At 25.3% G+C, this 16,085-nt stretch carries 14 protein-coding genes; 6 read left to right on the forward strand and 8 right to left on the reverse strand.

All coding sequences use genetic code 4. The annotated features are described in order from the left end of the window. Together U744_RS04670 and U744_RS0100015 are read left to right on the forward strand one after the other, a co-directional pair. Window positions 1–382, forward strand: a 382-nt coding sequence (locus U744_RS04670) for a hypothetical protein (protein ID WP_036431579.1), incomplete at its 5' end; no start/stop codon positions are given. 223 nt (window positions 383–605) lie between these two features. Next, on the forward strand, window positions 606–1,895 hold the full coding sequence (locus tag U744_RS0100015; protein WP_156921589.1) for a hypothetical protein: 1,290 nt from the start codon (window positions 606–608) through the stop codon (window positions 1,893–1,895). A gap of 149 nt (window positions 1,896–2,044) precedes the next feature. Here U744_RS0100015 and argS read toward each other — a convergent pair whose 3' ends face one another. Together argS and U744_RS0100025 are read right to left on the reverse strand one after the other, a co-directional pair. Next, window positions 2,045–3,727 carry an arginine--tRNA ligase gene (gene argS, locus U744_RS0100020; protein WP_051449484.1) on the reverse strand — a complete coding sequence of 561 codons (1,683 nt, stop codon included), beginning with the start codon at window positions 3,725–3,727 and terminating at the stop codon, window positions 2,045–2,047. A gap of 97 nt (window positions 3,728–3,824) precedes the next feature. Next, window positions 3,825–5,447, reverse strand: a complete 1,623-nt coding sequence (locus U744_RS0100025; protein WP_025755087.1) for an APC family permease — start codon at window positions 5,445–5,447, stop codon at window positions 3,825–3,827. Window positions 5,448–6,086: 639 nt separating this feature from the next. Here U744_RS0100025 and U744_RS04800 point away from each other — a divergent pair. Beyond that, window positions 6,087–6,257: a hypothetical protein gene (locus U744_RS04800; RefSeq protein ID WP_245578663.1), complete on the forward strand. Its 171-nt coding sequence runs from the start codon at window positions 6,087–6,089 to the stop codon at window positions 6,255–6,257. Window positions 6,258–6,693: 436 nt separating this feature from the next. Here U744_RS04800 and U744_RS04465 read toward each other — a convergent pair whose 3' ends face one another. The 6 genes from U744_RS04465 to tapR form a co-directional block, all read right to left on the reverse strand. Beyond that, the gene (locus tag U744_RS04465) at window positions 6,694–7,005 is read right to left on the reverse strand and encodes a Rossmann-fold NAD(P)-binding domain-containing protein (RefSeq protein ID WP_156921591.1); all 312 of its coding nucleotides are present in this window, start codon (window positions 7,003–7,005) and stop codon (window positions 6,694–6,696) included. Window positions 7,006–7,259: 254 nt separating this feature from the next. Beyond that, on the reverse strand, window positions 7,260–7,481 hold the full coding sequence (locus tag U744_RS04890) for an arginine deiminase family protein (protein ID WP_025755089.1): 222 nt from the start codon (window positions 7,479–7,481) through the stop codon (window positions 7,260–7,262). Window positions 7,482–7,699: 218 nt separating this feature from the next. Continuing rightward, window positions 7,700–8,887, reverse strand: a complete 1,188-nt coding sequence (gene tuf, locus U744_RS0100060) for an elongation factor Tu (protein ID WP_025755090.1) — start codon at window positions 8,885–8,887, stop codon at window positions 7,700–7,702. Between the two features lie 377 nt (window positions 8,888–9,264). Continuing rightward, window positions 9,265–10,401: a hypothetical protein gene (locus U744_RS0100065; RefSeq protein ID WP_025755091.1), complete on the reverse strand. Its 1,137-nt coding sequence runs from the start codon at window positions 10,399–10,401 to the stop codon at window positions 9,265–9,267. 91 nt (window positions 10,402–10,492) lie between these two features. Then, the gene (gene tyrS, locus U744_RS0100070) at window positions 10,493–11,725 is read right to left on the reverse strand and encodes a tyrosine--tRNA ligase (protein ID WP_025755092.1); all 1,233 of its coding nucleotides are present in this window, start codon (window positions 11,723–11,725) and stop codon (window positions 10,493–10,495) included. Between the two features lie 2 nt (window positions 11,726–11,727). Further along, a complete protein-coding gene (tapR, locus tag U744_RS0100075; protein ID WP_025755093.1) occupies window positions 11,728–12,309 on the reverse strand; it encodes a TyrS-associated PheT N-terminal domain-related protein TapR in 582 nt (193 codons plus the stop codon). Between the two features lie 43 nt (window positions 12,310–12,352). On the opposite strand from tapR, the gene U744_RS0100080 reads away from it, so the two are divergent. The 3 genes from U744_RS0100080 (at window position 12,353) to U744_RS0100100 (ending at window position 15,995) form a co-directional block, all read left to right on the forward strand. Then, entirely contained in the window at window positions 12,353–13,222 is an 870-nt protein-coding gene (locus U744_RS0100080; protein WP_025755094.1) for a DegV family protein, read from the forward strand. Window positions 13,223–13,224: 2 nt separating this feature from the next. Beyond that, window positions 13,225–13,797 (forward strand): nitroreductase family protein, encoded by a 573-nt coding sequence (locus U744_RS04790; protein WP_025755095.1) that lies wholly within the window; start codon window positions 13,225–13,227, stop codon window positions 13,795–13,797. Window positions 13,798–14,807: 1,010 nt separating this feature from the next. Then, on the forward strand, window positions 14,808–15,995 hold the full coding sequence (locus tag U744_RS0100100; RefSeq protein ID WP_025755096.1) for a phosphopentomutase: 1,188 nt from the start codon (window positions 14,808–14,810) through the stop codon (window positions 15,993–15,995). Window positions 15,996–16,085: the final 90 nt, after the last annotated feature.

Below are 16,085 nucleotides of genomic sequence, written 5' to 3' on the forward strand. Positions count from 1 at the left end.
AACCACTTCAGAGACACCATATGTGTTTTCTAAAATTTCAAGTTCAAGCACCAAGATAACTTATTCACTTGAGATTCCTCATTCAAATACTGAATTCTCTTTAACAAATAATGAAAAACTATTTTTAGAATTTAACGCAATTTACAATGATGGTTCAAATGATCAAACACAAATGTTATCAACTGAATCTAAAACAGGCACAACTGCAGAAAAATCAACTGAATACACATATAAATATCAAATTGATTTTGATTTCACTATTCCTGAAAGTTTAAAAGATAAACAATTTACTCTTCAATTTGTTTCATTAAAAAAAGGAACAGAAAAAGCTAGTGCAACAAGTATTAATATTACTAGCTCAAATGCAGAAGTAAGAGCTTAAAAATTTAATATTTAAAAAACATTTCAATAAATGAAATGTTTTTTTTTTTTTTTTAAAAAAAAAATAATTATTTTGCTTGGTAAAAAAATGTGAAAATTTTTAAAAAGAAGACTTTTTTGTAAAAAAAAAAAAAAAAGATTTTATAATATTATTGATTTTTTATGCTTTTTTAAAAGCTAAGAAATTATTATATTTTTACTATTTTAAAAGAAAAGAGATTAAAATGAAACGCAAAAAATTAATGATTTTATCAACTCTACTTGTTAGTGTGGCTCCTATGATAGCGATTTCTTCTGCTTGTTCACAACAAACTGAACAAAATAAAACACCAAATCAGAATGCTACTTCAGAAAATCCAAGAACTGAAGAAAAAACTCCTGAATCACAAGATACAAAAAATGAATTGCCAAATTCTAACAATGAATCAATAAATTCTTCAACAAATAATAATAATAATAATACAGATTCTAGTTTAGCAAAAAATGATACTGAATCTTCAAAAATAAATACAACAAAAGAAGAAAAAATTGAAAATAATGAAAAACAAGAAAAAGAAAAATCAGAAAAAAATGAATCAACAACAACAATTCCTAACACTAAACCTAATTTAAATTCATACATAATTACCAACAAAAACAAGAAAACATCAGAAGAATTAAAAGCTATAATTCAAAATATATTAGAAAAAATTAAAGAAATAACTGAAAAAATAAAACAACAAAAAGAAGAAAAAGAAGAATTGCAACAAAATTCTGAAAACACAAATACTGTTACAAAACAAACAAGTGAAGAAGGTAAAGAAACTTCTTCTACAAGTTCAACAGATGTAACCTCTAATTCAAACTCAGAACCTCAAAATAATTCTTCCTCTGAAACTGATAATACTCAGATGCAAAGTAATGAACCTACTGGAGCTTCAAGTGAAGAAACAGCTAGTCCAACAAATACACAAGATAACACTGACCAAAGTGCAACAACTGATGCTTCTCAAGCTCCAGGTGAAAGTTCTGGTTCTGCAACAGCTGAACAAACTGATAATAGTCCAGAGAGTGAAACAAGTGTTCAAAATAAACAACCTGCTGCTGACAATTCTCAAGATACACAGACTGACGCTGTTGAAAAAACTGTAGAAACAACACCAAGCGCTGAGGCTTCTCAACCTTCAGCAGAACCTGCTGGAGCTTCAAGTGAAGAAACAGCTAGTCCAACAAATACACAAGATAACACTGACCAAAGTGCAACAACTGATGTTTCTCAAACTCCAGGTGAAAGTTCTGGTCCTACCACTGATGCACAAACTTCTGATCAACAAAATGATGGTACTCAGATGCAAAAAAATGAATCTCCTGAAACTTCAAGCACAGAACCAACTAATGAAGCAAGTGTTCAAAATGAACAACCTGCTGCTGGCGATTCTCAAGATGCAGATGCTAGCACTATTCAAAAAACTGCAGAAACACCAAATAGTGATGCTTCTCAACCTTCACCAGAATCTACTACTACAAACAGCTAGTATTTAATATTTAAAATTAAACATTGTTTTTTTTAAAAAAGATTTTAACTAATTAAAAAACATCTTAAACAATAAGATGTTTTTTAATAAAATAAGATAAGATAAATAAAACATCAAGAACAATTCTTGATGTTTTTAAAATTATGCTATTACATTTTTTCAGGAGCAGAAACACCAATTAAATTAAGTCCTATTTGAAGTACTGTTTGTGTTGCTTTAGTTAAAGTTAACAATGAAGATTCATGTTCTGAACCAATAATTTTATGTTCTGAATAAAAACTATTATACAAATTAGCAAGTATAATTAAATATGAAGTCATTAATTGAACTTTATAAGTTTGTGTGATAGTTTTAACTAATTCAGGAAATAAATCTAATTGTAAAATTAATTTACGTATTTTGGGGTATTCAGAAAACGAAAAATTATAATTTAAATTTAAGTTTTGTGCTTTTGCTAAAATTGAACATGCTCTAGAATGAGCATATTGCACGGAAAATACTGGATTGTTTTGAGAGTTAGAATTGCTTTGATCAATATCAAAATCAAATTTAGTATTTGAATCACGAGTTACCATCATAAAACGGATTGCATCTTTTGAAGAAACACTTAAAAGATCATCTAAAGTAACACTTGTTCCAGCTCTTTTGGACATCTTAAATTCACTGCCATCTTTAATTAATCTCACAAGTTGGACCACTAAAACATACATAATGTCTTCTGAAAAACCTAAAGCTTGCAATGCAATTGACATTCTTGCTATATATCCTGAATGATCAGCTCCTCAAATGTTGATTAACTTAGATGATTGACTAAGTTTTTGCAAATGATAAGCAATATCAGGAGTAAAATAGGTTAAATTACCATCACTTTTAACTAAAACTCGATCTTTATCATCTCCAAAGGTAGTTGTTTTTAAAAATATGGCACCATCTTTTTTATAAATATGTTCATGTAAACGTTCAATTGCTTTATCGATTTGACCACTTTTATAAATTGCTAACTCTGAGCTAAATAAATCAAATTCAATATCTAAATTTTTTAAATCACTCTTAATTTTTTCAAGTAACATATTTACACAAATACTACGAAATTCTCAGTAATTTTCATCAAAATTATTTAAAAATTTATCTTGATACTGATTTTTGATTTTTTTTGCCAGTCAAATAATATCATGTCCACGATAACAATCTTCAGGCATTGGCATTTGTATGTTAAATAATTCATTATAACGAACTCTTGTTGAAACAACTAACACATCAATTTGATTTCCTGCATCATTTATATAATATTCAGCTGTTACTTTATGTCCAAAATAACGCATAATTCTAACTAAAGAATCACCAATAGCAGCTCCTCGAGCATGACCAACATGTAAAAAACCTGTTGGATTTGCTGATACATATTCAACATTAATTGGTTTAATATTATCTAAATGATTTGTTTGTTTTGCTCCATATCCGTGTGCGGTTTGCAAAACATTTTGAAGTACAAATTTAAATGCTACATCATTAAAAGACATATTAATAAATCCAGGCATAGCGATATGAATGTCTTTGAATAATTTTTGTGAGTTTAATTGAACTTTATTGAGTTTATCAACAATAAATTGGGCTAACTCTAAAATAGATCTAGATGAATATTTTTTTAAAATAAAAGCAAAGTTAGTTGCATATTCATATTTTTTTAACATTTCATTATTTTGGGCTGGTTCAGTAATATTAAAGTTTAAATTTTTAAATTGAATTTTTAAATCAACTAAATTTTCTTTTTGTAATAAAACAAAAATTTTTTCCAATTCCTCTTTAATAATTTTATTTAATGTAACGGTCATAAAATTATTCCTTTTACTAGATTATTTTAATAAATTTTTACTTTAAATTTAAAATGTAAACAATATTAAAATATTACATTTTAAATTATATTAAAAACTATTTAATACCATTTTTGTGATTTGTAATTAATGTTTGATTCTTATCTTTATAAATTGAAACTACACTTGGGATAATAATGATTGCTAAAAATAAAAAAAGCACTAAAATTAGCATAGAATTTCCAATAATAGAATTGTTTATTTTTTCCTGTGAAAAAGATTCTGTTGCTATAGCCGAAACGCTAATTCCTAAATCAACAAATGGTTGAATAAATGAAAAAAACATTGATAAAAATACAATAACCACCGAAATAATTGCTGAAGGAACAAAAAACTTGCTTTTTGTTATTTTTACCTTCTTTGTTTTTCGATTAAATAATCCACCTAAAATTGCTGTTGATATAAATAAAAAAGTAATCACTGAAATTCAATTAGCCATTAAATCAGCAAAAGAATAAAGTTTACTCATTGAAAATGAGCCTTCTACTTCATAATCTCCTACATAAGAACTTGGGATATAACCAAGTGCTCCAATTACTGTAAGAACTAATACAAATCCAATTGAAATAAATCCAACAATTACTGAACCAACAATTGGCCGTGAATTATTTAATTTATTTTTGTATTTTTCAGGTACTCAAAATTCATTAGCTTTAATTAAATCTTCAATAAACCTTGGTGCTCACATTGAAAATCCATTAATAATACCTAAAACACCAATGGCAATACAAATATTAATTATTCCAAATAATCAACTTAATTTATTTTCATTAAGTCAATCACTAAAACCAAAAAAATCCCCTCCTTTAGTTCCAATTGACATTGATATTGCAATAATTAGATAAATTAAAGTTATAACTCCAATGCCAATAACAAGCGCTACAGGAAGTTTCTTTGGTTCTTTCATTTCAGTTTGAATTCCAGCAGTAACATAAAAACCATCAAATGCAAAGAAAATTGCTGCCAATGATCCAAAGATACCAATTAAAGGACTAATTTTAAAAAAAGTAATTCCTTGTTCAAGTGAAGCTTTTGCAAATCAAGTGGTATTGTTTATATCAATATTTTGCGCTTTTCTGGTTGCACCTAAAACCACAAAACCTAAAATACCAGCTGCAATTAAAGGAATAAACTTAACAGCTAAAATAACAATATTATGAGCATTACCAATTTTTGTAAACACTCCTGGAATGAAAATAAATCATGCAGAAATGACTAAACTAATAGCAGTTCAAATAAACCAATCATGATTTGTTCCAAAATGATTGGTAATTCCAAAACCAGCTAAACCATCTTGTAAAGATAAAATAACATAAAGTGGCATGAAAAAATATGTAAGAGGTAAATAAATAAATATCATAAAATTTTTACACATTTTATAGATATATTTATTAGTAAATGTTTGATTTCAACCGATAATACCTAAATTATCATTTCTTCCACTTGAAATTTCAATCAAAGCAAGAGCAAGAGCAATCACAGCAATTGCTGCAATAATTCAACTCATAATGGCCAAAATAAGATTATTTCCAGAATTTTCTAAAACTGTTTGTGACTTGAAAAAAATACCAGCACCAATGCTTGAACCAATTACAATTAAAATAATTGAAATAAATCCAATTTTTTTAACAGGTTTGCTATTTTGAAATAATCCTTTCTGTTCTAATTTTTCTTTATTCATAAAAATCTTTCTTTAATTTTAATTTAAAATAATTTTTTCCAGCTTATTCAATAATAATTCCTTGTAAATCTTTAAGATTACCAATAAATGCATCTTTTCCACCTTCTTCAAGAAAATGTATGGCCTCTTGCACTTTTGGCAGCATATTCCAAGAAGCAAACTGATTTTCATTAATGTATTGTTTTATTTTTTACATTAATATGTTTTAAAACTTGTTAATTTGGTTGCTTGTAATTGATCATTACATTATCAACAGCAGCTAATATTACAAAATAATCTGCTTTAGTTAAAATGGTCATTTTGCTAAAGCAAAATCTTTATCAATAACCCCATCAACCCCATAAATCATACCATATTTATCAGTAACTGTAGGAATTCCACTACAACCTCCAACAATAACAGTAGCATTATTTTTTTATTAATTTAATTATCTGTTTTATTCCAACAAAATTAGTTGGTTTTAGAGAAGAAACTAACTTTCGAAATTCTCTACCTGAATCTTCAATGATTATACTGTTTGGATTCATTTTTTTGCTTGAATGCATTTGTAATGGTATTAATCATATAATAATCAATATAACCTTAAATCATTGCTCCAACTCCAGTTAATGGAATAAGTAAAGATTTTTCATTTATTGTATGGCAAAAACAAAGCCATTAAAAATCATTCCAACTTGTGGTCCATTGCCATGACCAATAATTATTTGATTACCTTCTTTAACAAGTTTTGCTATTTTTTGAGATGATATTTTTATTAATTCTTTTTGCTCTTCAGGGGTATTATCTAATGAATTGCCCCTAAAACAATAAAAATATGGCTCATAATTAATATCCTATAGTAGTTAAAAATGTGCATGATTACCAGCCTGTTGAATTGATTTGTTATATTTTGATTGAAAACTTTATCAATTACTTCCATAACTTCAGTAACTATATAACTGGATATTTTAAAATAAATTTTTCTTTAATAGATTTTAAAAACTTGGTATGATCATTATAAAATGTTAGAAAACAGTGTAAAAAACATCTATATTTTTTGCTGCTTTAGGTTTATTATCAGAAGATGAAACTGAATCACCATTGTCTTTAAAAAGTTTTTACACAGCCTGAAAAATGGTTTTATGTTTTGGTACATTTTAACAATATCATGTTGATTTTTCAATATTCATCCCAAAAAGCTGCTTTAATCATTAACGAACCAGCAATATTATTTTTGATATCTCCTGCAAAAGCGATTTTTTGTATTTTAAATCACCTTTAAATTCTTTTGTAGTAATATAATTTGCAAACATTTGAGTTTCAGTTCAACATCAGTTAGATCATTTCAAACTGGCACTCCTGAGTATTTAAAAATAGCATCAACATCTGATTGGAAAAATCATCTAAATTCAATTGCTTCATAAAATTCATTAAGTATCATAGCAGTATCTTTAATTGATTCTTTCTTGTTAAAGTTTGATCTAGCAGGTCCAATATATGTGCATGAAGCTCTTAAATCAATTGCTGCACTTCACAAACACAGCGTTTTTAGTTGAATCTTTTTGAAACATGATGACAATGTTTTTTCCCTCCAATGGTAAATTATTAATATGTAATCGTTGCTTTTGAAGAGTCTTTTCAGTTTTTTTGTTATGATCATAACCAGCCACAATTCTTAGTTGAATCACTAAATAATTAGTTGCATCAAAATTAGTTACTACATTAATATCAATATAGTTGACATTTTTCCTAAAACAGGAATTAAAATTAATTTTTACCAATTATTTTTTCAAGCAACTGCTCAAAATTTAAATTAATTACTTTTTTCTTATTTTATTTTCACTTAAATCAAATTTTCAAAACATCTAACATATTCGGTGAATAAAAAAATTTATCTACATCTAGCATGGTAAGTCAAGTATCTAAGTGCATTAAATTTGGTAGTGAGGTAAAATTAATTGCATAAATATTTTTAAATTTTGTTTTTTGTTCAATTAATTTTTCTGTTGTTTTTCAAAAATTATTTTTGTTTTTTCTATAATAAATTCATTGCATTTTTTTAGTGAAGAAAAATTTTATGTTTTCTAATAAAAATTACATTTTTAAAACCTTTTTTAAAAATGGATAATTTTAATGTGCAAAACAATAACATTTAAACATATAAATTTTAAACTTTTTAAAATATTGAAAATTTTTTTTGCTTAAAACTGAAATTTTTCCCAAATAAAAAAGAACTCATTTTGAGTTCTTTTAATAAATTTAATTTATATAAATTACTTAATAATTTTGGTTACTGAACCAGCTCCAACTGTACGTCCACCTTCACGAATTGAAAATTTTGTTCCCTCTTCAACAGCAATAGGAGAAATAAGTTTAACTTTTAAATTAACATTTTCTCCAGGCATAACCATTTCACGTGAAGCTTCAAATTCAACTCCTCCAGTAACATCAGTTGTACGGAAATAAAATTGAGGTTTGTAATTTTTAAAGAATGGTGTGTGACGCCCACCTTCCTCTTTTTTAAGAACATAAATAGCTGCTTCAAATTCAGTGTGAGGAACAATTGAACCTGGTTTTGCAAGAACTTGCCCACGTTCTACTTCTTCACGGTTTACTCCACGAAGTAAAAGACCTGCATTATCTCCTGCCATAGCTTCTTTAAGATTTTTACGGAACATTTCAATTCCAGTAACAACTGTTTTTTTAGTAGGTTTGAGACCAACAATTTCAACTTCTTCATTAAGTGTTAATTTCCCACGTTCAACACGACCTGTTGCAACAGTTCCACGACCTGTAATTGTAAATACATCTTCAACAGCCATCAAGAATGGTTTTTCAAATTCTTTAACAGGGGTTTCAATGTATGTATCAACTGCATCCATAAGTTCCATAATTTTGTCTTCGTATTTTGCATCACCTTGAAGAGCTTTAAGAGCAGAACCACGAATAATAGGTGCATTGTCTCCATCAAATCCATACTCTGAAAGAAGTCCACGAATTTCCATTTCAACAAGTTCAATCATTTCTTCATCACCTTCAAGCATGTCACATTTGTTTAAGAAAACAACCATACGTGGCACACCAACTTGTTTAGATAAAAGAATGTGTTCACGAGTTTGAGGCATAGGTCCATCAGTTGCAGCAACTACTAGAATAGCTCCATCCATTTGTGCTGCTCCTGTGATCATATTTTTAACATAATCAGCATGTCCTGGACAGTCTACGTGTGCATAGTGACGCTTTTCTGTTTGATATTCAATATGAGCTGTGTTAATTGTTATTCCACGTGCCCTTTCTTCTGGAGCATTATCAATAGAAGCGTAATCACGAGCTTCTGAAAGACCTTTTTTAGATAAAACAGTTGCAATAGCTGCAGTTAAAGTAGTTTTACCATGATCAACGTGTCCGATTGTTCCAACATTAACATGTTCTTTACTACGATCAAAATCTAATTTTGCCATATTTTAAAATCCTTTCTATTCTATTTTTAACAAAATATACATTATATTAAAGTTAAGATACAATTTTATATCTACACAATATAAATTTGCACATTATAAGTTTTAGCGCTAAAACCACCATAGTCTAGCCTTTCAACTAGAACCTGTCCGTTAGAAATAGCATTAAAATTTTAACATAAAAATTTGAAAAAAAATATTTTTAGAGAGTCAATGTTTTTTAGTAGAGAAAAATAAATTATCAATTTATTTTATACATAAAATAAAAATTCTCTTTATTAAAAAACATAAAAGAGAATTTTAATTAAGATTTATTAGTTAAATTTAAGGATTATTTTAGTAAAAATTTACATTTTTCACATATATTTTTAATATGCTTTTTAGTTTTTATGATCATGGTTATGATCATGGTTGTGATTATGATCATGACTTGTTTTTTTAATACTTATTGCTGTATTATTATTAGCTATTTCTTCAGCTTTTTGTTTTATTTTTAATACTTCATTTTCTAAAGTTTTAAAAATTTCTTTTTCACTTGTAACAATTTCATCTGAAAAAATATTTTTAAAATCATCTAATAATTTTTTTAGTTTAGATATTTCAGATGTTATTTTATGTTCAGAATCTAATGTTTCATCAATATTTTTCAATTTATTAATAAGTTCTTCTATATTCACTTTTTCATTTAATAATTTCATTGATTGATATGCACTATAAATTAAATTTCCAAGTGAATGTGAATGATTGTGAGATTCTTCATTAGTTTTGTGATCATCAGATTCAGGATTTAAATCTTCTTCTAAAATTTCATCAAGTGATTCTTCTTTTTGATCTTCATTATTTTCTTCATCAAAATAAATATCATTTACATTTTTATATAATGAATTAATTGCTTGATCTAAAAATACATTTGATTGTGTCCCATTAATAGAACTTTCTGAATTTAAAAATGCTCTTACATATTCTAAAATATTTAAGGTACTTTGTTCCAACTTTTCACGATTTTGTGATTCAATTTCTTTGACAACATCATCAATGTCTGCAATGACATCTTCAAGTTTATCAAATAAAATAACTTTAAATGTTTTATCAATTTCTGCTAATTTTTCTTTGTTTTTTTCTGCTGTGCTTTTTTGATTTTTATCAGTATTTATTTTGTTTAAAATTTCATTTACAACATTAACAATTGAATCATTATTTTTTAAAATAATATTCATTGCCTTAACTAATTTTTCATCCTGATTAACAAAACCTTCTTTACTTAATTTAAAGTACTTTTGATTCATATTATTTGTTTTTTTAGCAAGTTCAATTAAATTGTTTACTTCTGCTTTCTTTCTCTCAGAAAATTTTTCATTTGATAATTTATTTAAATCAATTAATTTAAGTTTTTTATCAAATTTTTGCTCAGAATCTGTTGGCTTATCAGTTACAGGTGTAGTTGTGCAACCTGCAGCAATCAAAATCATAGGCGCTGAAGATAAAAATGTTGTTAGTAATATTTTAATTTTTTTCATATTTTTTTCCTTTCAAACTATATTACTGTTTAGTAATGTTATTATACACATATATTTTTTTAAAAAAAACAATTTTTAAATAAAAAAAATATTAATTAATTTCAATTAAATAAAATTTCTTTTTTCCTATATTTAAAAAGGCAAATTTGTTTTCATATAAATTTGATTGCATTAAAAAATTTTCTTCAATTGGAATCCCATTAATTTTTAAAGATTTATTTGCAATAAACTCTCGTGCTTCTCTTTTTGATTGAATTAATTTAAAATTAATTAATTTTTCAACTAAATTACTTTGCATTTTTACTTTAATCAGAGGTAAATCATACTTAATTGATTTCACATCCTCAATACTAATTCTTTTAAAATCAATATCTTTGTTAAATAATAAATCACTAATAATTTCACTTTTTTTAGCTTCATTATATGAATGAATATCTTTAATAACTTCAAAAGCCAATTTTTTTTGAGCTAATTTTAATTTTGAATTTTGAAAATGATTTTTAATAAGTTTGTCTATTTCTTCAATAGTTAAAAATGTCAATCATTTTAGTAGTTTTTCAACTTCAGAATCTGGTTGAGTTACTAAAAATTGATACAGAAGATATGGTTTTGTTTTTTCTGAATCAATTCAGTTGTTCCCACCTCCAGTTGATTTGCCAAATTTAACCCCATTTGAATCTGTTAAAAGATTTGCAGTAAGAGCAATGGCGTTATGATTTGAACCATGGATTTGCGCAATCATATCAAGACCAGTTATTATATTACCCCATTGATCTGAACCACCATATTGAATACAAACATTATAATTTTTATACAAAGTAGCAAAATCTCATCCTTGAATTAATTGATATGCAAATTCTGTAAAACTTAATCCTTTTTCAATTCGTGCACTAACTGAATCTTTGCTAAGCATTGTAGAAATATTAACCAATTTTCCAACATGACGTAAAAAATCAATTACTGTCATATTCTGATAAAAGTCAAAATTGTCAATTACAGTTAAATTAAATTTTTCAAGTTGTTTCTTGATTTTGTTTTTATTAATCAAAATCGTTTTTTCATCAAGTAATTGTCTTTCATTTTCTTTAAATGAAGGATCTCCAATCATTCCTGTTGCTCCACCTAAAATAGCATATGTTTTAAATCCATATTTCTGAAACCTAATTAAGTTAACAATTTGAATGTAATTACCTAAATGCAAACTTTCTGCAGTTGGATCAAATCCAACATAAACACCTGAATTTGAAGGTAAATTTAAAAATTTTTGATAATTTGAAATTTGTTTAAAAATACCTCTTTGTTTTAGTTCTTCAATAATGTTCATTTTTAAAATTCAAAATCCTTTCCAACTTGTATTTTTTCTCCAAAAATAAGACCTTTTTTAGCAAATCCTAAAGTTTGATAACTTATAAGCATTCCATGACTATCTATATCAAGTATTTTTCCATTTAAAATATTCATTCCTGATGCTGTAATTGAACCTTCAAGTCCCAAAACAACAGTTTTACCCACCTGCGAATCCAAAGTATTTGTAACAATTTGTATTTTTTTACTTTTGATATCAATTTCCAAAACAAACAACTTATCACTTTTTGGGTGAATGTTTCTAGATAGAATTTCTCCATATACAAATTTTTTTGAACTTTCAAATTTAAATTGTGAATATTTTTTTGAAAAATTATCAATAAGTTTTTTTTCTAATATTCCTGAAATTGACTGGAAAGGTTTATTTTTTGAAAAATTTAAAACTCTTTCATCAAAAATATTTATTGAATGAACTCTATTTTCATTATCTACAAAAAAGACTAACTCATCAATTTCAATTTGTTTTGTAACTTTAACTTTTGAATTTAAAGTTAAAATACTACAATTTGAAAATTGGCCACTTAATTTATGTAATAAAATCATACTATTATTTTACTAAAAAAATTTTAATAGATATAATTGGAGAATGAAAAAAATAGCAATTATAGTAGATTCATCCTGCGGTTTAACAAAAGAGCAAGCAAATAAATTAGGTTGATATTTTTTGCCATTGAATATTGAAATTGATGGAATAAATTATTTAGATGGAATTGAAATTAATAGTAATAATATTTTTGAAAAATTCTCAAAAGATTCTAAAAAAATTAAAACAAGTTCAACTATTATTGGTCATGCTTTAGAATTGATGGAAAAATTATCAAAGGAATATGAAAAAGTTGTTGTTTTTCCTATTTCCAAGTATCTTTCAGGGCAAAATCAAAATTTAATTCAATTTGCAAATGAATTTAAAAATGTTTATGTAATTAAATCATTATATGTTGCTCAATTAATTATTTTAAAAATAATTGAATTTTTAAAATTTATTGAACAAGGAATTTCTTTTGAAAAAGCAATTGAAAAAATTGAAACATGAGATGATTCATTAAGTGTGACTTTAATGCCTAAATATAATGATTTTTTAGTTAAAGGTGGCAGATTAACTCCAAGTGCTGCAGCATTGGCTAAGTTATTTAAAATTATTCCTATGATTAAATTTGAGCATGGTAAATTACAAAAAGAAGGGAAAGGAAGAGTTTTTTCAAAAACAGTTATTAGTGCAATTGATGCCAAAGCCAATCTTGTAAATGATTGAAATAATTATGATTTTGTTTTATTAACTTCAAATAATCCTGAAATTAACTATTATAAAGAATACATTAAAAATACCTACAATAAAGAAGCTCTTGTTTTGCAATGCCCATCAGTGATTTCAATTCATACTGGTCCTGAAGCAATTGCGGTTATTTTAATAAATAAAATTTTAAATGAACAAAAACAAATATTGGATAAAATTTAATTATGTTTCTAGATATTATTAAAAAAAGACGTTCAAATTTTGATTTAAATAATGATATTTCAATTTCTGAACAAAAACTAATAGAAGATTTGAAAACTATTTTAAAAGAATCTCCAACTTCTTTTCATGGTCAAAGCACAAAAATAATTGTTCTTTTAAATGATAAATCAATACATTTTTGAAATCAAGTTAAAAACTTAATTCCTGATAAAATAAATAATAAAAAATTTTCTGGATTTTTGAAAGCAAAAGGTACAATTCTATTTTTTATTGATAAAAATATTTTGCAAAATATTTCTCAAAAAACTTCAATAGTTTATGAACAAATTTATCAATTTGCTATTCAGGACAGTGCTTTTTTGCAAGCTAATATTTGAAATTATTTTATTGAAAAAAATATTGGTGCAAATTTACAACATTATAATTTTCCTGAAATTGATCAAATGATTATTAGCAAATATAAAATTTCTTCAAATTGATCTTATATAGCTCAAATGCCTTTTGGAGGAATTGAAATTCCAGCAAAATCAATTGAAAAAAATGATGTTAATACTCGAATAAAAGTAATAAAATAAAAATAACTAAATTAAAACGTTTTAAGTTAAAAGTTAAAGTGCAGCACTATGAAAATGCAAAATTATAATAAGTTATTTTTTTGTTTTTAAAAATAAATAAAAAGCTTGATTGCATAAAAATTAAATAAAAAAAACATAAACAAAAAAGTGTTAAAAATATTTTTTTAACTGAATATCATTTTTTAATTAAAATGTTTTTTAAAATCAATAATTTTATTGAATTTTTTAAATTAATTAAAAATACAACAAAAAATTTTTACAGTAAAATCTATGCGCAGCTAAATTTAAATAAATTTTTGATTTTAAAAATACTTTTTTCATTTTAAAAAAATAAATGAATGAACATCTTATTGGTCTCAATATATAAACAAAGATTTTTATTTTAACATTACAATTCAAAAACAGTTAAATGCATTTTTTAAAAATGCTTATTTATTTACCAAAATTTAAAAATCCCCCATGTTTTTGTAAAACAGAGGGATTTAATAATAAAATGAAGTTAAAAACTACATATTAAATTTCATTATAAAAGATATTTAAATGAAAAATGTTTTTTCAAAATTAAAAAGGTATTTTCTATTTTATTAAAATATAGTTACATAAGTTTTAAAACAAATTAATTGATTGATTAATTGCATTTAGTTATTAAATTTTTAAAATAAATGTATAAAAAGAAGAAGTTAGTAAATTAAAAATAATAAATCACAAAGAAAAAAAGAAATAGAAAAATGATTATAAATATAGAATTAACAAAATAGATTTATATTAGTAATATATTAAAATTATATTAAAGTAATACAGCTAGAGTAAAATTTTATAAAAGATAAATAAAAAATTTTTATTGAATATTGCTAGGATTATTCCTAGCATAATAATTTTAACTTTTTTATTTTTAAAACTGCAAAGTTTTCAGTTTTACCATATTTTTTAACATTTATTTTTTTAATTAATTTTAAAATTAAATAAAAAAGATTTAAAATTAATACATAATGGCATTATTAAGGAGATATATGCATAAATTTAATAGAGTTTTTATGATTATAACTGATGGTTTAGGAATTGGAACAGATCGTGATCAAAAAGCATTTGGTGATATAGGAGCTAACACAATTCGTTCTGCTTCAATGTCTGAAGAATTCAAAATTAATACTTGAAAAAAGCTTGGAATTGGAAATATAACTGAAATGCAAGGAAATTATCATGTTAGCAAACCTCTTGCTTATGTTGCTAAAGTGCAAGAAATTTCAAATGCAAAAGACACTTTAGCTGGACACTGAGAAATGATGGGAATTAAAACACTAGTTCCCTTTCCAACTTTCTTTGAAAATGGTTTCCCTCAAGAATTAATTGATGAACTTGAAAAAGCTTTTGATGGAAGAAAAATAATTGGAAATAAATCAAGTAGTGGTACTGAAATTATTAATGAATTAGCTCATTTAGAAAAAAAAGATGGTTCAATTATTGTTTACACTTCAATGGATTCAGTATTACAAATTTGCGCTCACGAGGAATGAACTGGACTTGATAATCTTTATAGATATGCAAAAGCAGCAAGAGAAATTTGTTCTTCACGCCCTGAATGAAATGTTGGACGCATTATTGCAAGGCCATATATTGGAGAAGAAGGTAACTACACTAGAACCTTTAATCGTCATGATTATGCAAATAAACCTCCTAAACTTATTTTAAATAAACTTCAAGAAAAAGGAGTAGATGTTATCTCGATTGGAAAAATAAATGATATTTTTGCTGGTCAAGGAATAACACAACACATACCAAGTGGAAGTGATGAAATTGGAATGGATAAGACAATTGAACTTGCTTTAGAAGATAGTAGTAATAAATTTATTTTTACAAATTTAGTTCAATTTGATTCTCATTTTGGACATAGAAGAAATGTTCATGGATATGCTAAAAATATAGCTAAATTTGATATAAAATTGACCAAATTAATTAATTCACTTAAAGAAACTGATTTATTAATTGTTACAAGTGATCATGGTAATGATCCACTCTATCCAGGATTTAATCACACTCGTGAATTTTTGCCAGCTACTATTTATTCAAAAATATTTAAAGAACCTAAAAAACTTCAAAACTTAAATGGTTTAGGTACCTTAGGAAATATTGTTGCAAAAAATTTTGGTGCAGAAATAGTACTTGAAACAGGAGAAGATATTTTTGATCAATTGATTTAAAAATCAAAATAATTAAACATCAATTTTTAATATTGATGTTTTTTTTTATATAAAAAAACATCAAAAATTTGATGTTTTAATTAATTATTT

Origin of the sequence: Mycoplasmopsis cricetuli ATCC 35279 (assembly GCF_000526955.1) — a bacterium.
GTDB lineage: Bacteria > Bacillota_I > Bacilli_A > Mycoplasmatales > Metamycoplasmataceae > Mycoplasmopsis > Mycoplasmopsis cricetuli.